Origin of the sequence: Roseofilum sp. Guam (assembly GCF_017746735.1) — a bacterium.
Classification (GTDB): domain Bacteria; phylum Cyanobacteriota; class Cyanobacteriia; order Cyanobacteriales; family Desertifilaceae; genus Roseofilum; species Roseofilum reptotaenium.
Genome location: NZ_JAGHZN010000028.1, coordinates 23,307 through 44,666, shown reverse-complemented (window position 1 = coordinate 44,666; position 21,360 = coordinate 23,307). Strand labels below are relative to the sequence as shown.

19 protein-coding genes and 1 pseudogene are annotated in these 21,360 nt (G+C 44.1%); 12 read left to right on the top strand and 8 right to left on the bottom strand.

From position 1 onward, the window contains the following. Positions 1-30: 30 nt before the first annotated feature. Positions 31-2,223, top strand: coding sequence for an ATP-binding protein (locus J7529_RS12490; RefSeq protein WP_318729226.1), 2,193 nt, complete (start codon positions 31-33; stop codon positions 2,221-2,223). 76 nt (positions 2,224-2,299) lie between these two features. On the opposite strand, the gene J7529_RS12485 is transcribed toward J7529_RS12490, so the two are convergent. The 4 genes from J7529_RS12485 to J7529_RS12470 all read right to left on the bottom strand — a co-directional run bounded on the left by J7529_RS12485 (position 2,300) and on the right by J7529_RS12470 (position 6,725). Then, a complete protein-coding gene (locus J7529_RS12485) occupies positions 2,300-2,872 on the bottom strand; it encodes a Uma2 family endonuclease (RefSeq protein WP_271937753.1) in 573 nt (190 codons plus the stop codon). A gap of 130 nt (positions 2,873-3,002) precedes the next feature. Continuing rightward, positions 3,003-4,592: a glycoside hydrolase family 57 protein gene (locus J7529_RS12480; RefSeq protein WP_271937752.1), complete on the bottom strand. Its 1,590-nt coding sequence runs from the start codon at positions 4,590-4,592 to the stop codon at positions 3,003-3,005. 169 nt (positions 4,593-4,761) lie between these two features. Then, on the bottom strand, positions 4,762-6,213 hold the full coding sequence (locus J7529_RS12475) for an LCP family protein (RefSeq protein WP_271937751.1): 1,452 nt from the start codon (positions 6,211-6,213) through the stop codon (positions 4,762-4,764). A 143-nt stretch (positions 6,214-6,356) separates the two neighbouring features. Continuing rightward, positions 6,357-6,725 carry a hypothetical protein gene (locus tag J7529_RS12470; RefSeq protein WP_271937750.1) on the bottom strand — a complete coding sequence of 123 codons (369 nt, stop codon included), beginning with the start codon at positions 6,723-6,725 and terminating at the stop codon, positions 6,357-6,359. A gap of 132 nt (positions 6,726-6,857) precedes the next feature. Here J7529_RS12470 and J7529_RS12465 point away from each other — a divergent pair, with 132 nt between their 5' ends. From J7529_RS12465 to J7529_RS12450, 4 genes are all read left to right on the top strand, one after another. Beyond that, positions 6,858-8,078 (top strand): hypothetical protein, encoded by a 1,221-nt coding sequence (locus J7529_RS12465; protein ID WP_318729225.1) that lies wholly within the window; start codon positions 6,858-6,860, stop codon positions 8,076-8,078. Next, entirely contained in the window at positions 8,069-8,374 is a 306-nt protein-coding gene (locus J7529_RS12460) for a hypothetical protein (RefSeq protein WP_318729224.1), read from the top strand. Before J7529_RS12465 ends, J7529_RS12460 begins: the two co-directional genes overlap by 10 nt. Positions 8,375-8,410: 36 nt before the next feature. After that, positions 8,411-8,653 carry a hypothetical protein gene (locus J7529_RS12455; RefSeq protein ID WP_318729223.1) on the top strand — a complete coding sequence of 81 codons (243 nt, stop codon included), beginning with the start codon at positions 8,411-8,413 and terminating at the stop codon, positions 8,651-8,653. Positions 8,654-8,800: 147 nt separating this feature from the next. Further along, a complete protein-coding gene (locus tag J7529_RS12450; protein ID WP_318729222.1) occupies positions 8,801-9,643 on the top strand; it encodes a hypothetical protein in 843 nt (280 codons plus the stop codon). 54 nt (positions 9,644-9,697) lie between these two features. Here the strand turns inward: J7529_RS12450 and J7529_RS12445 are convergent, their stop codons facing one another. After that, a complete protein-coding gene (locus J7529_RS12445) occupies positions 9,698-12,178 on the bottom strand; it encodes an HAD-IC family P-type ATPase (RefSeq protein WP_318729221.1) in 2,481 nt (826 codons plus the stop codon). 80 nt (positions 12,179-12,258) lie between these two features. On the opposite strand from J7529_RS12445, the gene J7529_RS12440 reads away from it, so the two are divergent. Next, complete coding sequence (locus J7529_RS12440; protein WP_318729220.1) at positions 12,259-13,197, top strand: D-hexose-6-phosphate mutarotase; 939 nt, start codon at positions 12,259-12,261, stop codon at positions 13,195-13,197. Between the two features lie 170 nt (positions 13,198-13,367). After that, positions 13,368-13,508 (top strand): hypothetical protein, encoded by a 141-nt coding sequence (locus J7529_RS12435; RefSeq protein ID WP_318729219.1) that lies wholly within the window; start codon positions 13,368-13,370, stop codon positions 13,506-13,508. 61 nt (positions 13,509-13,569) lie between these two features. On the opposite strand, the gene J7529_RS24720 is transcribed toward J7529_RS12435, so the two are convergent. Continuing rightward, a complete protein-coding gene (locus tag J7529_RS24720; RefSeq protein ID WP_390889975.1) occupies positions 13,570-13,704 on the bottom strand; it encodes a DUF6887 family protein in 135 nt (44 codons plus the stop codon). 326 nt (positions 13,705-14,030) lie between these two features. On the opposite strand from J7529_RS24720, the gene J7529_RS12430 reads away from it, so the two are divergent. The 4 genes and pseudogenes from J7529_RS12430 to J7529_RS12415 all read left to right on the top strand — a co-directional run bounded on the left by J7529_RS12430 (position 14,031) and on the right by J7529_RS12415 (position 17,718). Further along, positions 14,031-14,600: a Uma2 family endonuclease gene (locus J7529_RS12430; protein WP_318729218.1), complete on the top strand. Its 570-nt coding sequence runs from the start codon at positions 14,031-14,033 to the stop codon at positions 14,598-14,600. Between the two features lie 58 nt (positions 14,601-14,658). Then, positions 14,659-15,225, top strand: a pseudogene (locus tag J7529_RS12425) (Uma2 family endonuclease). A 98-nt stretch (positions 15,226-15,323) separates the two neighbouring features. Next, on the top strand, positions 15,324-16,319 hold the full coding sequence (gene ilvC / locus J7529_RS12420; protein WP_318729216.1) for a ketol-acid reductoisomerase: 996 nt from the start codon (positions 15,324-15,326) through the stop codon (positions 16,317-16,319). A 163-nt stretch (positions 16,320-16,482) separates the two neighbouring features. Beyond that, positions 16,483-17,718, top strand: a complete 1,236-nt coding sequence (locus tag J7529_RS12415) for an LL-diaminopimelate aminotransferase (RefSeq protein WP_318729215.1) — start codon at positions 16,483-16,485, stop codon at positions 17,716-17,718. Between the two features lie 342 nt (positions 17,719-18,060). On the opposite strand, the gene fba is transcribed toward J7529_RS12415, so the two are convergent. Next, positions 18,061-19,140, bottom strand: a complete 1,080-nt coding sequence (gene fba / locus J7529_RS12410; protein WP_271937726.1) for a class II fructose-bisphosphate aldolase — start codon at positions 19,138-19,140, stop codon at positions 18,061-18,063. Between the two features lie 133 nt (positions 19,141-19,273). After that, complete coding sequence (locus tag J7529_RS12405; protein ID WP_271937724.1) at positions 19,274-19,708, bottom strand: hypothetical protein; 435 nt, start codon at positions 19,706-19,708, stop codon at positions 19,274-19,276. Between the two features lie 303 nt (positions 19,709-20,011). Here J7529_RS12405 and J7529_RS12400 point away from each other — a divergent pair, with 303 nt between their 5' ends. After that, a complete protein-coding gene (locus tag J7529_RS12400) occupies positions 20,012-21,352 on the top strand; it encodes a hypothetical protein (protein ID WP_318729214.1) in 1,341 nt (446 codons plus the stop codon). Positions 21,353-21,360 lie beyond the last annotated feature (8 nt).

The following is a 21,360-nucleotide window of genomic DNA, read 5'->3' as shown; positions in this document are numbered from 1 at the left end:
CTTGTATCCCCCAACCGAGAATAAACTGCCATGGATCTACAGCGTCTTCAAGAAGAACAAGAATTAATTTTGTCTCAAATGGACAACGCGATCGCTCTATTCAACGCTTCCCATCACTTGGTCTTGTTTAACCAGAAGTTGGCTCAGTTGTGGGAAGTTGACCTTGAGTATCTACAAAAACAGCCCCATATTGAAACGGTTATTAGCCACTTAATCCATCAAGGCTATTGGAGTCCAGGAGAATGTCAAGAACTCAAATCCAGAATTATCGGATCGGCAAAAACGGATGTAGCCATTGAAGTTGAACAATCTAATGGAATTCACTTGGAAATTTCAACAACAGCTACTTCTAATGAAGGACGATTACTGATTTTCCGCGATGTGACCCGCGATCGCCAAGCACTCAAACAAGCAGCCCTGATGGAAGAAAGCTTAAATGCAGAGGTCAAGCGTCTCCGTTTCCTGTTAGGCCTCAATGAAAGGCTACAGACCTCAGTTTCCCTGAAAGATATGGGTCAATATGCCCTGAATTATCTCATAGAAACGATGGACTCAGCATTTGGGGATATTAAAGTGATTAGCGGAGAAGGGGAGGAACGACTAGCCGGCCCCTTAACCAATAATATTTCCGGTCAATTTATTGCCAGTTGTGGTAAACCCGTGGTGGAAGAAATGGAATCCTTACTACAAAAAGGCATTCCCCAGGGTCAAGGTTTGCTCTGGGAAGTTGTCCGTACCGGAGAACCCTTATTTATTGAAAATTACTGTAACCATCCCCAATCACTAGAGATATTTCGCCATCCGAACATTGGCCAATTGGGGATTTTTCCCATTCCTACTTCTGATGGTCGGGTGATTGGGGTGTTAACCTTAGAATCGCGCACTATACACCGACTGGAAAATTCTCCCCAGCAGGATATGCTCATCGCAGCGTGTCGGACTTTGGGTGTGGCGATTGAGCGGGCCAGCGCTCAGGAAACCCTGCATCAAATTAATCAAGATTTAGAGCGAGCGTCTCAATTAAAATCGGAGTTTCTGGCTTCTATGTCCCATGAACTACGAACTCCATTGAATAGTATTTTAGGCTTCTCCGATTTATTGCTCCGCCAGCGCTCAGGTCAATTGAATGAACGGCAACAAAATCAGGTAAAGGCGATCGCCTCTAGTGGGAAACATTTGCTCTCTCTGATTAATGAGATCCTGGATTTATCGAAAATAGAGGCGGGTAAATCGGAACTAGATCTACAAATTATGGGTATTCATGAGCTATGTACGGATTGTCTGAAGATGATCCAACCCCGTGCAGATAAAAAACGGCAAATTCTCTCGTTAGAATTGGATTATCGTTTGGATCAAGCCTTGCTCGATGAACGGCGTATCCGTCAAATTTTAGTCAATTTGCTCTCTAATGCGGTGAAGTTTACTCCAGAGAAGGGACAGATTAAACTCAAGGGCAGATTAGCATATGGGGAAGAATTAGCCCAAGAAAATCGCTGCGATCGCTCCCCTATTAATCAGAGTACTCCCTATCTTTGTTTAGAAGTCCAAGATACAGGTATTGGCGTTCCCGAAGATCAACAACACCTACTCTTTCGTCCCTTTCAACAAATTGACTCCTCTTTAACCCGTCGTCATGAGGGAACAGGTTTGGGTCTTTCCCTAACGAAACGACTGGCTGAACTCCATGGGGGAACTCTCTCGTTTGAGTCCCAAGAGGGTAAAGGTAGCGTGTTTCGAGTTTGGTTACCCCTGACGGGAATGAGTCGTTTATCTGCTAAGGAGATGGACTTGGATCAAGAGGGGCCTCCCATCGGCGATCCTCCTAAAGAAGTGAATGGGAAGCGGGTGTTAGTGGTAGAAGACCAACCCTATAATCAAGCCTTGATTTCTGAGATCCTGGAGCTGGAAGGCTATAGGGTGGAATTGATCGCTGATGGTCAAGTAATGGTCAATACCATTGAGTCTCCCTTAGTAACCCAACAAAATTTACCCGCATTAATCTTGATGGATGTACAGTTGCCAGAAGTGGATGGTTTAGAGTTAGTCCAGCGCTTGAAAGCCAATCCTTTGTGGAAAGAGGTTCCAGTGATTATTGTCACGGCAATGGCGATGGCTGGCGATCGGGAGCAATGTATGAAAGCAGGAGCAGATGGCTATTTGAGTAAGCCTTTGGACTTTGAGGAAGTGGTGGAAGTGATTCAACAGGTTCAGCACAAGAGTTAGTAGGCGATCGTTGATCGCAGAGAGTGAATTGTGAATCATTAAACGCAGCACGGATTAAGGAATGAACGAGGGGGATTTACCAAATTTTGGATAATTTCAAAACAAACCCGGGTAATATCTTTTCTCCTGATAATGTAGAAGGGCGGTCTAATTTTTCCACTTCTCGATCGGGTCGATAAATCTCTACTTGTTTTTTCTGTCGATTGATCAGCCAACCTAATTTTGCTCCATTATCCAAATATTCTTGCATTTTTTTTTGGGTCGCTTTCCATGAATCGCTTGGTGACATTAATTCGACCACAAAATCAGGACAAATATGGCTAAATTTCTCTCGTTCTTCTAGTGGTATTTTTTCCCATTTTTCGAGAGGAATCCAAGAAGTGTCGGGAGAGCGTTTTGCACCGTTAGGCAAGGTGAAACCGGCTGAAGAGTCAAATACGACACCTAATTGTTGGTCTTCATTCCATAACCAAAGTTGAGCAGTTAGTCCAGCATTACGATTACTGGTTTCATCACCTGCGGGAGGCATAATGACTAAATCTCCATGAGCATTACGTTCAAAGCGAAGATGCTTATTTCTGATGCACAACTGATAATATTGCTCATCAGTCAAATTGACGGTTTCTAGGTCGAGAGTCAAATGAGTCATCTTAACTCCTAATCTCAATTAAAAATGGGGAAAGGAACACAGTTGAGTTATTTACAGTGCTTTGCGCTCTCCGTAGGGGAATGGAGAAGAAGTCTATCCCCGTGTCTACTGATACTCCTCTCTCCACACTCTAGCGCGGACGATATACCCGATAGTCAATGTTGGGGAAGATATTGTCCATATGCTCGACCTTTTCTAACCAACCACTATCAATACTTCCTGCCATCACATCGTCATAGATTTTATTAAAGCGCATCAAATGGGATTTGGTGCGCCGGTTGGCATAGGGAACCATGGTTCCGCTGCGCATAATGAACGCCCAATCGGAGGATTGGGCTAATAAGAGTTCCCTAGCACATTGGTTAATGGCTCTTTCTTCCAGGCGATCGCCTCCTTCACGTATGCTTAACTCTACCATGCGATCGGCTGCCTGATGTAAGTGGGGATAAATCCAACTATTGGTTTCATTCAACCAATATTCATGAAATCCTTTATAACCCCAACTTGACTGGGCAGGACGGCACACTTGTTGGGTAGGATAGTCATTCAAATAATCCGATAAATGGGTCATCGCATAAGTGCTTTGATCGAACCAAGTTTTACGATACAGATAATCTAAAAACCAAGGCCCTTCATACCACCAATGACCAAATAATTCAGCGTCGTAGGGCGATAAAATAATTGGCGGACGTTGCATAATTCGGTGCAGATGTTGCACTTGATATTCCCGATTAAACATGAAGTTCCCGGCATGTTCAGCCGTTTTTTCTTTTGCCCAATAGGGATCGTAGAGTTCTTTTTCTGATAATCCTAAGCCTCGACCGCTGATTTTATGATATTTAATACCAATATTTTTCCGTTGTCCATTGGGTAAAATATAAGGTTTAATATATTCATATTCTGCTTCCCATCCCAAGTCTTTATAAAATTCTCGATATTCTGGCGCTCCTGGATAACCAACTTGAGAAGACCACACTTGTTGGGAGGATTCATGGTCGCGGCCAAAAGCGGCTACTCCAGTCTCGGTGAAAATGGGGGCATAGGTTCCAAACCGGGGACGGGGACGAGCATACATGATCCCATGACCATCAATGAGAAAATAGCGTAGTCCAGCATCAGCGAGCAGTTTTTCTACGCCTTCATAATAGGCACATTCGGGTAACCAAATGCCCCTCGGAAGCTGACCAAAGATATCTTGATAATGGTCGCAAGCGACTTTAATTTGTGCCCAAACCGTTTCTGGCTGCCTTCTCATTAAGGGGAAGTAACCATGGGTTGCGCCACAGGTGATAATGTCGAGATTATTACTATCTTGAAATTGCTTGAAGGCGGTAATTAAGTTCCCTTGATATCTCTCCCAAGTGGCGCGAGTCTTGGCAAATTCTTGGGCATAAAATTCTGCTAAATATTTGAGGTGACCGTGATATTTGTAGCGATCGATTTCTTTTTCAATTAATTCTTGGAGTTGGGCTAAATGGTGGTCATAGCGTTTTTGTAGGAGGGGGTCCATGAGCATGGAGACAAGTGGAGGAGTCAAGCTCATGGTTAGTTTGAAGTCTACCCCATCCCGTTTGAGTCCTTCAAAAATATGAATTAAGGGAATATAGGTTTCTGTAATTGCCTCGTAAAGCCATTCTTCCTCTAAGACATAGTTACTTTCTGGATGACGGACAAAGGGAAGGTGTGCATGAAGAACAAAGGCAAGATATCCAATAGCCATAGAGAGTTCCGTAGGAGTTTGATCAGATGGGTGGGCGTTTTTCACCTCTTTATTACAATACAGCAGTAGTGGGTAATGGTTAATGGGTAATTAGCTAGCCAATAGGCAATAGAGAATTTCCAATTTCACTGCGTCCCTCGATCGCCCTATCTCCCTATCCCCTCATGGTCTAATAGGATTGCCATTCAGAATAGGAGGTAGAGTCGATTCTTGATTCTGTTGCCATTTGCGTTAACCAGTCTTGGCCGAGTTGAATGGTGACATCGGATTGTAAACTACCAGTGCTTTCAACACGGACTTCTCCAAATCCGAGGACGTTACGAATGGCTCTGGCGCTTTCGATATTGCCGTCTTGGGCAATAATGCGGGTGGTAGTGAGGGGATCGCTCCAGGAATTAGTGGAATAGAGGTTATAGTAGCCTTGGGCTTCTAACCAAATGAAGAGTTGATCGACGGATTCGAGTTGGCCGGTGGTGTCTTGAATGGCGATCGCCAATTGGGTCGGATCGATCTCATAATCGGTATAGTCGTCATAGGCTTCATAGCCAAAATCAAAATGCTCGGCCATGAGCGAGTCAATACTACCGTAATTCGGAACCCAATAACTGGCATCAAATTCTTCTAGTTCGCTAAATCGCCCGGGTAAGAGTAACATCTGCATTTTAGAGCGATCGGTTTGCCCAGCAAAGTTGGCTAGGGCGAGTAGTTCTTCGACGCTTAAGTTGGTGTCAATATGGGAGCGAATAACCGATAAAATTTTGGGTAATCTGCTCAGGGTGGCTGGACTGAGGGTTTGTTCCGTCATTGCTCGTAAGAACATCTGTTGCCGTTGAATGCGCCCAATATCGCCTAAATTATCGTAGCGGTAGCGCAAAAATTGTAGAGCTTGAGCACCGTTTAGGTGTTGAGTTCCAGCTTTGAGATTGATGTAGAGATGTTGGCTATCATCTTGGTATTTCATGTCCTTGGGCACATGAACCGTGACTCCACCCAAAGCATCAATCAGTTTTTCAATACCTTGGACGTTGATGCGAACATAGCGGTCAATTCCTACGCCTCCGAGTAGTTCGCTGATGGAACTGGCAGTGAGGGCTGGGCCACCATGGTAGTTGGCTGCGTTGATTTTGACTAGACCATGGCCTTCGACCCAGGTGCGGGTGTCACGGGGAATGGAAAGGAGGGTGACTTTATTTGTGGTTGGCTCAAACCGCAGCATGAGCATGGTATCGCTGAGACCTTCAAAGGAGTTGACGAGGGCGTGGTATCCTAAATCAGCGATTTCTTCGGGAGGGGTGTCTACATCGGAGGTGAGGACTTTTACCCCTAGAATCATAATGTTGACGGGGCGGGTGAGTTCGGGGAGTTGGAGGTTGTTACCGGAAGAGATTTTTTCCCCTTGACCAAAAACGGCAGCTTCTTCTGGAGTGAGTCTGCTTTGCATTAAGGGGGTACTAATTAAAGAGACGGCTAACAGGGCCCCAGCCGTGGCTGATAATAGGGCAATACCCGTTAGTCCTAGTCCAATGGAGAGCCATCGCAAACCACTCCCAAGGGGTCTGGGGACGGGTTGGGGGTAGGATTTGAAGGGGGTCTTGCGATCGGAGCTTTGATGAATGGACACAGGTTTCCTCACACTTTAATTAGAAATAATGAGAAGAGGTTGGGACTCTTCTGATTTGGGATTCAGCGGCAATTGTTACATATTATTGCCTTTCTCACCACTGGTTGATACCTGGTGAATGTTAGAGTAGGTTTTTGTTCCGGTTAGGGTAAGCGATCGCCGAGTTCAGAAATGCCCGGAATGCAAATGTTTTGGTGTCTCCACAGGCGAATCATTAACCAAATATTAAGGAAAAAGTAGCCGGAGGTGAGGGTACTGCTGGTGATTAGCAGGGGAAGATGCAGGGATTCGGAAGCGTTGGCGCTGGTGTTGAGTAGACTAATGGCGATCGCCCAACTGAGGGCAAGAACAACGGCTAAACGGCAGGTGAGTTGGATTTGGCGATCGCCTTTTTTCTGGTAGAGCGTCCATAGAGCGGGGACAAATCCGACGACGGGGGTGAGGTACACATAGAGCTGTAGGCGCTTGAAATAGGGATTTTCCTTATTTTCGGGCGATCGGCGATCGGTCATTATCGAGTTCCATCAGCAAGTCCTTTACTATCCTACAGGCTTTGGCTCATTCCTTCCGGCGATCGGGTTTCCTAGTCCGGAAAATTTTGGGCACAATGGAAATCATTCATCGTTTGCTTAGAGTTTCCGGTTATGTTTTGGTCTCATCTCTTGTCTGCTACCCTGACCAGTTTATCCGCACTGGCCGTTTTTCCCCCCTATTCTGCACCTGTTTCTACTTCATCAACTTGCCAATCTCTGAGTCAACCCCCCAATTTTCTGGTGGTTGCGGGTGGTGGAAATCCTGCCACTAACGAAATTGCCCTAGAAAAAAATGTCCTTTATTTTCAACGAGTGCTGAAATTTTTGGGCTATAACCCAGAACAGGATGCTGATTTTTTCTTTGCTAATGGAAATGATGGACAGCTTACTGTGCGTTATTTAGACGAGAATCAGGAAGAGAAATTTAAAGTTCCTCAAATTCCCTTTTTGAATGGTTCTTCCACCTTAAAAAACTTGACGAATTGGTTTCAAGCGCCCCTCGCCCAATCTCTCGATCGAGGCTTGTTTATCTATTTTACTGGCCACGGCTTACAAAATCAAGAAAATACTGAAAATAATACGCTTTTATTGTGGGATCGTCAACAAGTCAGCGTGCAAGAGTTTGCCCAATTGTTAGACTTGATGCCCGCCGAAAAGCCTGTCGTTACCATGATGGCTCAATGCTATTCTGGCTCCTTTGCCAATATAATTTATGAAGGGGGGAATTCAGAAAATCCCGTTGCCCCGCAGACTCGATGCGGTTTTTTTGCCACCGTAGAAACTTTACCTTCGGTCGGTTGCACCCCAGAAGTGAATGAAGCAGACTATGTGGACTATAGCTCTAGCTTTTTTGCCGGTTTAAGTGGTCAGAAGCGCACGGGAGAAAGAGCCGATTCTGCGGATTATAACCAGGATGGTCGTATTTCCTATAGAGAAGCCCATGCCTTCGCCAAAGTAGACAATAAATCGATCGATTTACCCCTATCAACTTCGGAAAATTGGCTACGGCAAAAGGCATCAGAAGCAGAAATTCAAGAAATCTTAAAGCAACCGATCGCTACGGTGATGAAAACAGCTCGTCCTGAGCAAGTTTATGTGATTAATCAACTAATGGAGACATTTGAATGGAATCATCTCAAGTCTTATCTGGAAAACTTAGAAGAGATTAATCCAGAAACCCTAGAAGATGAAGTGCAAGAAGCCTTGGCAGTGCGATTAATGCTAGAGTTGGTGAATGTGGGGATGGAAGATAAAGTGCGTCAGAGCGATCGCGAAGAGGATTTAGCGATCTTAAATCGCTTGTTAGAGTGCGAGCAAGGATCGTGGCGGTAATTGAGTATAATATAATTCTGTCCATATCCAAAAATTTGCTAGATAATGCTCGTGCAAAGGAGGCAGAAAATAGCCCGCCAGGAATCTATTATTTAGGGGATCTGTATAAAAGTGCCATCATCGTTATCCATCAATTGCCGAGAACTCCAGAAACTCTATGGTTGAGACTTCTGGGAAGAGGAACAGTTCAACAACAAGCCATTCAAGAATTGGAGAGCCTGCCGCCAACCCATCGATGGCGAGCGAATGTGATAAAATTAGTGTGCCATTTTTTAGCGGTTTTAGCCCTACGGTAAAACCCAGCAGCCGATCCAGATGAGGAGGTGCTAATCGTGACTCTAACTCAATTGTATGAAGAGGCGATCGCCCAACTGCGCGAAGAGGGAGAACAACGAGCAACCCTTCGGTTGATAGCGGATATTTTGCGTGTCCGTTTTGGAGAACTAGATGAGGAACTGGCGGCTATTGTGAAGGAAATTGCTACTCTGCCATCAGATGAGTTTACGCCTCTGTTGCTACAATTGTCTCGCGAAGAGCTATTAGAGCGATTTAGAAAGGACGCAGAAGGGGAATAGGGGCGATCGCCTAGAATGGAAAATACAGATGACGTGAATTAGCGATCTCCACACTTGAATGCAGTATGAGCGGAAAAGACTTGAGCCATATCTCTCGGACTAATTGGGAAGCATTAGAGAATAGGTTTGCGTGGATAAGGTGTCATTATGAGTGAACAACAGGAAAACACAGCCAATAATCGAATTTCTCAATCTGACAAAAATCAAAAATTTTTGGAAAAATTACAGATTGTAGTAGGAATAATGGTAGCAGTTTTTGGTTTATACACATCATGGCAATCAACTATAGCTGCACAAAACTCACAAAAACTTGCAGAACGGGTGCAAGAAATTGAAAGGACTCAAAAGTTTGCAGAGCTAATTCAACAACAATTGAACAATTTAGCTGGAGAAGAAACAAAAGCAAAGATTGCTCTGATGAGTCTTTATGCTTTAGCTGAAAGCAATAAAGAAAAAATCATCTTGTTTAGGATTGCAGTATCTAGTCAGAATAAGGAATTGACTAGCACTATATCAGACTTAATTGCTGATGATCCTTCAGTCGCGGCTGATTTTGAAAACGAAATTTTTTCTAAATTAGCTAGAATACAGACAGTAGAAAATCTGATTATAGTACCGACACCAGAGAGTCCGAAGATAGAAACCTATGATCCAGTGGAAATAGAAACAAGTCCTGAAAAAAAACTATTGCAGCAACTTACGCAAGAACAATCCAATGTAGAAGGATGGATATATCTGGGAAAAGTGGATAGGGGTAGTCAAACCTTAGAAAATGATAAAACGATTAAGCAAGATACCATTCCTAAGAAGCAGACAATTATTGAAAGCATTACCTCAATTAACTTAAGAGTAGGCGGAAGAGCATCCTCTCCAATTAGGGGGATAATTGCTCCTGATTCTAGACTAGAAGTTCAGGAGATAAAAAAAATTCCTATTGATGAGTATTATGAGGCTATTTGGGCTAAGATATTACAACATTCCGCGAACTAAAGTACTTCTATCGCTTATGTCCCTATCTGCACCATTTTGATATAAAGCATTCGATTAATGAAATTTCCCCAAGAAACGCTCTAACCATTTCCGTCGCCAGGTGAGGCGCAGGAGATAGATCCACAGCAAAACGATCGCCAGAATAAAGGCGTAATCTGATGCTGATAATAGCGTCAAGTCAAAGAAGTTTCTCACGGGGGCGATCGCCAAAATCAGCCCGTATAACCCCAACAAACTCACTGCAACCTTCGTATATCGCCAATCTCCGCTCAGGGGTTCCACGGCTACCCAGAACCGCGTTGGGGGTTTGAGAAACAGCATTAACGTTAAGCCACAGAAGATTAAGAGGGTGACTAACGCGCTGCGAGGAATAGCTAATAACTCATTATCGACAATCACCATCCCACCCTGACTCACCGCTCGCCAAACACTGGTGACTAAATAGCCTAAATAAACGATTAATCCGGCTAAAGTTACTGATAATGTGGCGGGTAAAATAAACCGAAAAAGAGCGCGAACCCGATTGCCATCCTGTTCCCCTCTCGGTTTCGCATAAATGGGCAAACTCATGGTTGGAAAGCCGACAGAAAGCGCAGTCACCAAAGCACTATGTTTATTCAATAAGGGAAATGTACCAATCACTTGACCGGTGGCTAAAATGAGTAAGGTAAATGAAAAAATGCGGATAATAAACAACTTCAATACATCCTGAATTCCGTTTTGAATTCGTTGCCCTTCCAACAGTGCAAAGGGGAGCGAAACAAACGAATCTTTTAATAACACTAAATCCGCCACCGCTTTGGTTGCTTTACTGCCACTTTCCATGGCAATCCCCAAATTCGCTTGTTTCAGGGATAAAACATCATTCACTCCATCGCCAATCATGGCCACATAAATCCCTTTTTGCCGCAATTCTTTCACCAATTGCGCTTTTTGATCGGGGGTAATCCGCCCGAAAATGGTATAGTCTTGCACGACTTGCGGCCATTTTTGCGGTTCAATTTGGGCTAACTCCGCTCCCGAAATCATCGCTAAATTGCCCTCTAATCCCACCTGACGGGCGATCGCCTGTACCGTCTGCGGATAATCACCCGAAATAATCTTCAGTTGCACCCCTGCTTGTTGAAATCCTTGCAGCGTTTCTAACACTCCCGGACGCAATTTATCCCCTAAAATTACCAATCCCAAAGGGGCAAGGGTAGGGGGAATCGTGGGCGTATTGTCGCGTTCGCGAAGCGACTCCAAAGGAGTATCGTAAAGGTTGATAATCTCTGGAGAACCGGCAAACAGCAAGACGCGATAGCCTTGTTCCGTCCACTGGTGAATCGTTTCCCGGATATCCTCGGAAAGGGGAATCGAGCGCGCTAGGATATCCGGAGCGCCTAGCACATAGGTTCCTTGTTCTGTCCCAGGAGCAAAAATACACCCGCTCCACTTGCGTGCAGACGTAAAGGGAACTTCCTCCTTAACCGATTGTGGGGAACGGGGAGAATAACGAGCGATCGCCTCACTGGTGGCGTTTTGAGTCGTCGAACTTGCGGCATAAACGCCTAAAACCTGCTCTAGACGCTCCGTTTCACCATTAATTGCCTCTAACTGATGCACTTCAATTTGATTCGCGGTTAGCGTTCCCGTCTTATCCAAACAGAGAATTTCCACATGGCTCAGGGATTCCACAGAATTCGCCTGTTGAATCAGAATATCTCGATCTAGCATCCGCACCGCTCCCAGAGCATAGGCTAGAGTAATCGATAAATAGAGGCCCGCAGGCACTAAACTGGAGATTACTGCCGCTTTTTGCACCCCATCGCTCACCGATAAAGTACGACTGAGAACAGCGATCGCCACTAAAATCCACAGAAACCCAGCCACCAAAATAAAGATGCGAATCACCAGATTGATCTGCTCCTGTAAAGGAGTATACACCTGTCGCACCGCCCTAGCCCCCGAAGCCAGACGATAAGCGAGGGTTTCCTTCCCCACCTGTTGCGCTTCATAATACCCATTGCCGCTAATGCAAAACGTGCCAGAGAGCAGGCGATCGCCCGGTTTTTTGACAATGGCATCACTTTCCCCCGTTAACAGAGACTCATCCACCTCAATTTGTCCCTGCAACACTTCTCCATCAAGGATGATTTGCTCTCCAGGAACCAGATGCAGCACATCCCCCTGAACCAGTTCACGAGGATCGAGGATGCATTCTTGACCATTGCGCATTACCAGCGATCGCGGACGGGTTAACAACGCTACTCGGTCTAACTTGCGTTTCGCCCAAATTTCCTGACAGACACTCACCATCACCGCACTAAACAACACTGCAATCACGATCGCTCCATCGCTGTAGCGTCCCAGGGAAATCAGCAGCATAAAAATCGAAAAGAATACCCCATTAATGAAGGTAAACACGGTTTCGCGTAAAATATCTTGATAGGAGCGACTATTGGGTAAATTAACATTATTATGCAAGCCGGACCGATAGAGGCTTTCCACGCGATCGTCCGTTAATCCGGTGGGTATAGAATTAGCATTTACCATGAAGCATGATTGGTGGATAATAATGGAATAAAAAGCCAAGCGGCTAGGTACATTTGAGACTCAATTATCAGGTTTATTTTATGATTAATCAACTCAATGATCGCTATGCAATTGACGGCCAACTCAAATTTATTGATGGCACAACCGAGTTCCCACCCGATCGCATTATATCGGTTCCTGAAGAAGTAGAAGGCTTTCCCATTATCCAAATTGAGAATAACTTCGCCAAGGCTACCATTGCCCTTTATGGGGGTCATGTCCTCTCCTTTCAACCCATGACTGAAGCGGAGGATCTCCTGTTTCTGAGCGAAAGCGCACGCATCCAAGCGGGAAAAGGACTGCGCGGTGGAATTCCCGTTTGCTGGCCCTGGTTTGGCCCCCATCCAGAAGACTCAACACTTCCCAGTCACGGGTTTGTACGCAATCGGTTTTGGTCAGTTTTGTCCACCGGAACGACTCCAGGAGGAGAAACCCAAATCCAGTTAGGATTAACCGATACCCCAGAAACCCGCGAACTTTGGCCCCATGCTTGGGAATTAGTCATTGACATTGTCGTTGGTGATACCTTAACCGTGGGTTTAATTACTCGTAACCAAGGGAATGAACCCTTTACAATTACCCAAGCCTTACATACCTATTTCCAGGTCGGCAATATTGATGGAGTCAGGATTTTGGGCTTAGATAGAACAGAATATATTGATAAAGTAGAGGGTGGAGTGCAAAAATCTCAAGCTGGAGTAGTAGAGATTGACTCAGAAGTCGATCGCATTTACATGAATGTTCCACCTAAGTTAGCGATTGATGATTCCACCTGGAAACGCCAGATTCAGATCCTTTCTAAAGGGAGTAGCAGCGCTGTTGTCTGGAATCCTTGGTCTGAAAAAGCTGCTAAATGTGACGATTTAAGTGATGATGATTATCTTCGGTTTGTCTGTGTGGAAACCACTAATGCAGGGCCAGATCAAATTGAAGTGTTCCCTGGACATGAATATCGATTAGAGTCGAAAATTAGGAATTGAAATCATCGTAAGGTGGGCAGGAGGATTAGCGATTGAGTCACTTTCGACAACTTTAACCCTGCCCACCATCAAATCCTTAAATATGCACTATAGCGCGAAGCGCTAGGCAATAGGCAATTGAAAAGTTGGTATTTACTTTCTTAAAGATAGGGAGAATTTAAAAAGTGATCATGAGTCAATTATCTCTCAGTGGCAAGAAACTAATAGTGTTCGACTTTGAAACAGTTATAGTCAATTGTCGTGGTGAAACCATCAAAGGCGAAAACCACACTGCCCAATATTTCATTGAGGATTTGGGCAATTATGAGTAAGATGCGATCCAACTAGCCTTACCATACCTCTTGTTGGGTCATTCATTGCCTCAAAGCTCTGCTAATTGCTCTCTAACGTTTTTAGTTTTTCCCGAATGGCTGATTGAATCTTCGCGTCAAAATTGGGGTCATTTGGACTAGCAATCAGTGATTTTGGACGTTGGTTAAATCTGTCCAAATAAGCCTGAAAAGCCATTTTATCTTCGCGGTTGCTGAGAAAGTAACGTTTTAATTCGTCATCACTGCATTGCCTCAAAATTGACTGGATACATCAGAATACCTCCCCATTAGGCACGATCTCAAACTCAATATCTAATGAATGTTAATTGATAGCTCACCCGATACAAACTTTCTAGCTGATCGGCAGTAGGCATTTTGTTCACTTACTCCACCGGTTACCCTTGCTTAGGATAGATTTAGAGAATTATAGCTCAAAGGCTCAAAGGCGATCGCTCATATAATACGCTAACATAGACGAACCCTATCCCATCCCTGGCAACTCTCTAGAGGCTGAGTGTAACCATGATTTCATCAGAAGTAAAAACCGTCCGTTGGACAATTGATGATTTAGAAGGATTCCCCGACAATGGCACGAGGTATGAGATTATTGATGGAGAATTATTCATGACTAAATCACCCCATTGGAATCACCAAGATATTTCTGGAGCAATTTATACAGAACTACGAATTTGGTCAAAAAAAACAGGTTTAGGACAAGCATCCTTTTGTCCGGGGATTATTTTTTCCAATAGTGATAACGTTATCCCTGACGTAGTTTGGATATCCCGCGAACGTCTATCTCAAGTTTTAGATGATGCTGGACATTTAACTGGTGCGCCAGAGTTGGCGATCGAGGTCTTATCGAAGTCAGAGAAGGATAAAAAGCGAGACAAAGAAACGAAGTTAAAGCTCTATTCTGTGCAAGGAGTGCGAGAATATTGGATTGTTGACTATCAGCAAAGAGAAATAGAAATCTATCGTCGTAACCAAGGACGTTTAGAAAAAGCTGTCACCCTATTTGAGCAGGATACGCTCACCAGTCCACTTTTACCAGACTTTCAGTGTCCTCTAGAAGTATTGTGGGAAGACTAATCGCTATTTGAATTCACAAAACATAAAGTTAAACTCTTGTTATAGATGCCCTGTAACCATGATTTCATCAGAAGGAAACGCTGTCCATTGGACAAGTAAAGATTTAGAAGGGTTCCCCGACAATGGCATCAGGTATGAGATTATTGATGGAGAATTATTCAGGAATTAAATGCCCCATTTATATCACCAAATGGTTATGGGAAAAATCTGTATCTGCTTAAATATATGGTCGGAAAAAACAGGTTTGGGAGAAGCTGTATTTGGTCCTGGAATTATCTTTTTTGAGAGTGATTATGTGATTCCTGACGTAGTTTGGATCTCCCATAAACGTCTTGCCCAGCTTTTGGATAATGATGGACATTTGAGGGGTGCGCCAGAGTTGGTGGTTGAGGTTTTATCGATGTTAGAGAAGGAGAAGAAGCAAGACCGACAAAATAAGTTAAAGTTGTATTCTGTGCAAGGAGTGCGAGAATACTGGATCGTTGATTATCAGCAACGAGAAATTGAAATCTATCGCCGTAACCAAGCCCGTTTAGAAAAAGCTGTTACCCTATCTGACCAAGATACCCTCACAAGTCCCCTTTTACCAGAGTTTCAGTGTGCGGTTGAGTCTCTATGGACGTGAAGCCGTTTTACCTATTACCTTTTGCCTTTTTCCCCACAACGCGCTACACTTAAAGGCTGGCATAAAATACAAATCAATCACCAAGGAGAATCGTGATTATGGCCCGGATGTACTACGACGCGGATGCTAACTTAGATTTACTGAACGGTAAAACTGTTGCCATTATTGGCTATGGTTCCCAAGGACATGCCCATGCGCTGAATTTAAAGGAGAGTGGGGTTAATGTGATTGTGGGGTTGTATGAGGGGAGTAAGTCAACAGCCAAAGCAGAAGCTGCCGGGTTAACGGTTAAACCTGTTGCGGATGCCGCGAAAGCAGCAGACCTGATTATGATTTTACTGCCGGATGAGGTGCAAAAGACGGTTTATCAGAATGAAATTGCCCCGAACCTGAGTGAAGGTAATGTTTTAGCCTTTGCCCATGGGTTTAATATCCACTTTGGTCAAGTGGTTCCTCCAGCAAATGTAGATGTCATTATGGTAGCGCCAAAAGGGCCGGGACATTTGGTGCGGCGAACCTATGAACAAGGGGAAGGAGTTCCCTGTTTATTTGCGGTTTATCAAGATGCAACCGGACAAGCTCGCGATCGCGCCATGGCTTATGCTAAAGGTGTAGGCGGTACTCGTGCGGGTATCCTGGAAACCACGTTCCGCGAAGAAACTGAAACTGACTTATTTGGCGAACAAGCTGTCCTCTGTGGTGGTTTAAGTGCCCTAATTAAGAGCGGTTTTGAAACCCTGGTAGCGGCAGGATATCAACCGGAATTAGCCTATTTTGAATGCCTCCACGAAGTCAAGTTAATTGTAGACTTGGTGGTCGAAGGCGGCTTGGCCCAAATGCGCGATAGTATCTCCAATACGGCTGAATATGGCGATTATACTCGCGGCCATCGGATTATCACCGACGAAACCCGCGCCGAAATGAAGAAAATCCTCGAAGAAATTCAAAGCGGTCAATTCGCCCGTGAATTTGTGTTAGAAAATCAATCGGGTAAAGCTGGATTTAATGCCATGCGCCGTCAAGAAGCTGAACATCCCATCGAAGAGGTAGGGAAAGACCTACGAGCTATGTTTAGCTGGCTGAAGAAAGCATAATCTGTGGGGGTGGGTTACACCTCAATGTTAACCTGCCCTACTCGACATTACCTTCACCCAACTCAAAGATGACTAGCTCATCTACTCATGACTGGCGATCGCAGATCTTCCTATGATACCGGTTTACGCCTAAGCTGATAGAAAGAGTCTCAATAAAGCCACAATGGTCACAATTAACGAAAATTATCTCAAGTTGAAGGCGGGTTATTTATTCCCAGAAATTGCCCGACGGGTGAGAGTGTTTACTGAGTCTAATCCGGATGCTCCCATTATTAAGCTAGGTATTGGAGATGTAACGGAACCTTTACCCGAAGCTTGCCGCACAGCAATGATTAAGGCAGTGGAGGACATGGGCGATCGGGCTACATTTAAAGGATATGGCCCAGAACAGGGGTATGCTTGGTTACGGGAAAAGATTGCTAGTCAGGATTTCCAAGCACGGGGATGTGAGATTGATGCATCGGAAATCTTTGTCTCCGATGGCGGTAAGTGCGATACAGGCAATATTTTGGACATTTTCGGCAAGGGTAATACCATTGCTGTTACCGATCCGGTTTATCCAGTATATGTGGATACTAATGTCATGGCGGGTCATACTGGACCAGTCAATGATAAGGGCGAATATGAAGGCTTATTCTATCTGCCCATTACAGCCGAGAACAACTTTACTGCCAAAATTCCCGATCGCCCCGTAGATCTAATTTATCTCTGTTTCCCCAATAATCCCACGGGGGCAACCGCATCTAAGGCTGACCTGAAAGCTTGGGTCGATTACGCTAGAGCCAATGGTTCCGTGATTCTCTTTGATGCTGCCTATGAAGCATTTATTACCGATCCAGAGCTGCCCCATTCTATTTATGAAATCGAAGGCGCACGGGAATGTGCGATCGAGTTTCGTTCCTTCTCCAAGAATGCGGGATTTACAGGAACTCGATGTGCGTATACCGTCGTTCCCAAAAGCTTAAAAGTCACTGCGTCTGACGGTGCAGAAGTCACCCTACATCAACTGTGGAATCGTCGCCAATCCACCAAATTTAACGGCGTTTCCTATCTGGTACAGCGTGGAGCAGAAGCGGTTTACTCTCCAGAAGGACAAAGCCAAGTTCAAGGCTTAATCAAGTTTTACCTGGAAAATGCCCAAATTATCCGTCAAAAGCTCTCCGATGCTGGATTAACCGTTTATGGTGGAGTTCATGCGCCCTATATTTGGGTAAAAACCCCCCAAGGACTCTCGAGTTGGGACTTCTTTGATAAATTGCTCAATTTGTGCTATGTCGTGGGGACTCCCGGATCGGGATTTGGTGCTGCTGGAGAAGGTTACTTCCGTATCTCGGCATTCAACAGTCGGGAAAATGTGGAGGAAGCTATGAGTCGCATTACGGCCAATTTCAAGGTTTAAGTACGCAACCTTTAGGGGCGAACCGTTGTTCGTTCTTACAACCTACAGCGCTTTGCTTGCGTTATGAGGGACAGTGTTGAATCCTCAAAGCTATAGTCAATTCAAATAACAGTGAGATATTTTTGTAGGGGCGAAAAATTTTTCGCCCCTACATATACCGTTATTGTAGACACTCTTAGAGTGTCTCAGTATTAATTGAATTAACTATATATGTACCAAAAGCCTATTCCCTAGCGCAAAGCGTCATAACATCAAACAAAAGGGATGAACCCGAAGATTCATCCCCATCCATAATATCAGTGAACAGTTAGGAACAAACGAAGAGCAAATACTCAAGAAAAATTAAACAGCAGCTACTTGTTTGGTGGTTGCGTTTAATTCACCTTTGCCATATTTAACGGCATAAACATCCAAGGTTTCTTGTTTGATCTTGCTGGCATTACCGGCAGTCCAGAACTGTTGATAACGATCCAAGCAAACTTCTTTCATGTACTTGATAGAAGGCTTCATAAAGTGGCGAGGATCGAAGTTAGAAGGATCTTTAGATGCCGCTTCGCGGATAGCAGCGGTAATGGCTAACCGGTTGTCGGTGTCGATATTAACTTTACGCACACCGCTCTTGATTCCTTTCTGAATTTCTTCAACGGGTACGCCGTAGGTTTCAGGGATGCTACCACCATACTGGTTGATGATGGCAATTAAATCTTCAGGTACAGAAGAAGATCCATGCATAACCAAGTGGGTGTTAGGCAGGCGCTTGTGGATTTCTTCAATGCGGCTGATTGCTAGGATTTCACCAGTAGGTTTGCGGGTGAATTTGTAAGCACCATGGCTGGTTCCAATCGCAACAGCTAAAGCGTCTACTTGAGTTTGTTCTACAAATTGAACAGCTTCGTCAGGATCAGTTAACAATTGATCGTGAGAGAGCGTTCCTTCAAACCCATGACCATCTTCTTTGTCACCTTGTCCAGTTTCCAGAGAACCTAAGCAACCGAGTTCTCCTTCAACACTAACCCCAATGGAGTGAGCAACTTTAACAACTTCAGCAGTAACGTTAACGTTGTACTCAAAGCTGGCAGGAGTTTTGGCATCAGCTTCTAAGGAACCATCCATCATGACGCTCGTGAAACCATAGCGCATAGCGGTATAGCAAGTATCAGGAGCATTCCCATGGTCTTGGTGCATAGCAATGGGAATATGGGGATAGCTTTCAACTGCGGCTTGAATCAGGTGACGGAGGAAGTTCTCACCTGCATATTTTCTAGCACCACGAGAAGCTTGCAGAATTACGGGGCTATCGGCTTCATCAGCAGCTTGCATGATGGCCAGGATTTGCTCCATGTTGTTTACGTTGTATGCTGGGATACCGTAGTTGTTTTCGGCTGCGTGATCGAGCAGAAGTCGCATGGGTACGAGGGCCATACTATACTTGTCCTCCTAAGATGGTTGTGGTTATCAGCAAGTTGTCTAATGACAAATCCAGTCTTGAGACAATATTAAGATATTTTTGGGATTTTAGGAAATCAAACTTTCATCTTGCTAGGATGATGGGTTTTTATGCTGTGCGATCGCCGCGATTGAACAGTGCTAAGGTTTGACGGCAAAACTGCTTCAATTTGCTTGCGGTGTCGGGATTGGGTTGGGTTTCGCCCTCAAAGTGCCAATTCTCCACGGTGGAGAATCGCCATTGTTGCCCTTTGTGGCTGTATCCAGTTACCTCAATGCCGATCGCTCGATAAGCGTTTTCTAGGCGATCGTGATGAAAGCGAATCTGGATCAGCACGGAACGACTTTGGAAAGATCGACTAAATCCAGGAAAATGGAAGCCCAGATCGATGGAGTCAGGATCGACGAGTTCTTGGGTACACGGATCGTTCATCCAAGGCTTCATATCCACCCGCGCATCCGGAAACTGGGACTTCAACAGGTTGATGACGGTAGCTATTTGGCTGGCGACTTCAAAGTTTTTTGCTTGTTCGGCTGCATTCACAGGCAATCCTCCTCAATCGTGAATGATGATTATTCACTCATCCTCTGCAATTTTGTTGTATCTCTAGTTACGGTAACTCTACTCAAGGTTAAGGATTTGTAAAGGTTTATTAAGTTGACACAATAATCAATCGAGCGCTAGTCGATCTAATTGAGCGTGGGTTGGGGGCGATACTTCTGCCCAGTCGCTTCGCGATAATGCGACCCATCGCTGCCGCGTTAGCGAAGCTTTCTGGAGGAATCGCAATATTACCAAATGTCAACTAAGGATTTGTAAAAGTTCAAGCAGTTGACAAAAAAATCAATGGCAGGATATCCTAGTCAGGAATTGTATCATTTCCGGATAAAAATGCAAGGTTATAGATACCCAGACCCCATGCTGAATAAGGGAGGTTCAGGCACTGGAATCTCGCCAACATTGAAGGATTTCTTATTACCCATCTACAGGGGAGATTATGCAGGGGAAGTCGAATATAAAAAAAGTCATTTTCTCCAAAAAGCTAGAACCTTATGCGATCTCGGTTTTTTCGCCAAACATCGCCATCTTTCTGACGATGCTCTGATCCTAGAAATTATTTGTCTCAGTATAGATTGCGATCGCTCCCCAGAGACATTATTTCTGGAAGGAAACTATCGAGAAATGCTAGAGGTAGATACGGAGCGAATTCTCTGTTGTCCCTCACTTGAAGAGTGGATAAAAACACTAGAGGATGATTTGGATACAGAGGATAATTTGTATATATTATCCGATCTATTATTTGATGATGAAGATTATGAAGATAATGAATTACTTCATGAGGATTGCAAAAAAATACGAGAAGAAGATACATTACCAGATGAAGATTGCGAAGAAAAGCTAGAGGAATATACATTACTTGATAAAAACTGCAAGAAAGCACCAGAGTATAGTTTCAATACATTATTGGATAGCTTGGGAAAGCTATCTAAAGTTTCTCGTGGTAAGTTCGTCCCTGAAAATATTATCGAAGTAGATAATAACTGTATTCAATTTAATTTAGAAGGGAAAAATCACAGAATTATGCTCAATGGATTTCCATATGAACCCTCAATTTTAGCTGGGCAAATCAATCCCATAATTTTAGAAACAGGATATCAGTTTAAATTATTAAGTGGAACTCCAATAAATCAGAGATATGACGGATATGAGGTGTATGTTATTCTCTTGTCTGAAGACGAGAAACAAAAACTAGCTGAAGACACAGATGGACTTTTTGATGATTTTTGGATGTTGCCTCATTGCTATGCATCACTTGAGTTTTTATATGGAGAAGAACCGCCAGATTATAGGTTCAATTTGTTTTTAGAGACATTACGAAAGTTATCTATAATTTCTCGTGGAAAATTTATCCCACAGAATATTGTAGAGCTAGGGAATAAGTCAGTTCAATTTGATTTAAATGCTAAAACCCATAGTCTTACGATTGATTTTCCTCCAGACGATCCATTTATTTTAGCTGGAGCAATTAATCCAATAATTTCAGACACTGGATTTCAGTTTGAGTTGTTAGAATGGATTGCCTTATACGATATGTATCTTTTTCTCTTATCGGCAAAGGAAAAACAAGATATTATCGATAAAACAGGCTGGACATTTAATAACTTCTGGATGAACCCTAAATTCTAAATTTGCAT

Excerpts from the sequence above, each read along its gene's own strand:
- J7529_RS12490 (WP_318729226.1), top strand. The coding sequence starts at position 31 with ATGGATCTACAGCGTCTTCAAGAAGAACAAGAATTAATTTTGTCTCAA.
- J7529_RS12485 (WP_271937753.1), bottom strand. The coding sequence starts at position 2,872 with ATGACTCATTTGACTCTCGACCTAGAAACCGTCAATTTGACTGATGAG.
- J7529_RS12480 (WP_271937752.1), bottom strand. The coding sequence starts at position 4,592 with ATGGCTATTGGATATCTTGCCTTTGTTCTTCATGCACACCTTCCCTTT.
- J7529_RS12470 (WP_271937750.1), bottom strand. The coding sequence starts at position 6,725 with ATGACCGATCGCCGATCGCCCGAAAATAAGGAAAATCCCTATTTCAAG.
- J7529_RS12465 (WP_318729225.1), top strand. The coding sequence starts at position 6,858 with ATGTTTTGGTCTCATCTCTTGTCTGCTACCCTGACCAGTTTATCCGCA.
- J7529_RS12450 (WP_318729222.1), top strand. The coding sequence starts at position 8,801 with ATGAGTGAACAACAGGAAAACACAGCCAATAATCGAATTTCTCAATCT.
- J7529_RS12445 (WP_318729221.1), bottom strand. The coding sequence starts at position 12,178 with ATGGTAAATGCTAATTCTATACCCACCGGATTAACGGACGATCGCGTG.
- J7529_RS12440 (WP_318729220.1), top strand. The coding sequence starts at position 12,259 with ATGATTAATCAACTCAATGATCGCTATGCAATTGACGGCCAACTCAAA.
- J7529_RS12435 (WP_318729219.1), top strand. The coding sequence starts at position 13,368 with ATGAGTCAATTATCTCTCAGTGGCAAGAAACTAATAGTGTTCGACTTT.
- J7529_RS24720 (WP_390889975.1), bottom strand. The coding sequence starts at position 13,704 with ATGGCTTTTCAGGCTTATTTGGACAGATTTAACCAACGTCCAAAATCA.
- J7529_RS12430 (WP_318729218.1), top strand. The coding sequence starts at position 14,031 with ATGATTTCATCAGAAGTAAAAACCGTCCGTTGGACAATTGATGATTTA.
- ilvC (WP_318729216.1), top strand. The coding sequence starts at position 15,324 with ATGGCCCGGATGTACTACGACGCGGATGCTAACTTAGATTTACTGAAC.
- J7529_RS12415 (WP_318729215.1), top strand. The coding sequence starts at position 16,483 with ATGGTCACAATTAACGAAAATTATCTCAAGTTGAAGGCGGGTTATTTA.
- fba (WP_271937726.1), bottom strand. The coding sequence starts at position 19,140 with ATGGCCCTCGTACCCATGCGACTTCTGCTCGATCACGCAGCCGAAAAC.
- J7529_RS12400 (WP_318729214.1), top strand. The coding sequence starts at position 20,012 with ATGGCAGGATATCCTAGTCAGGAATTGTATCATTTCCGGATAAAAATG.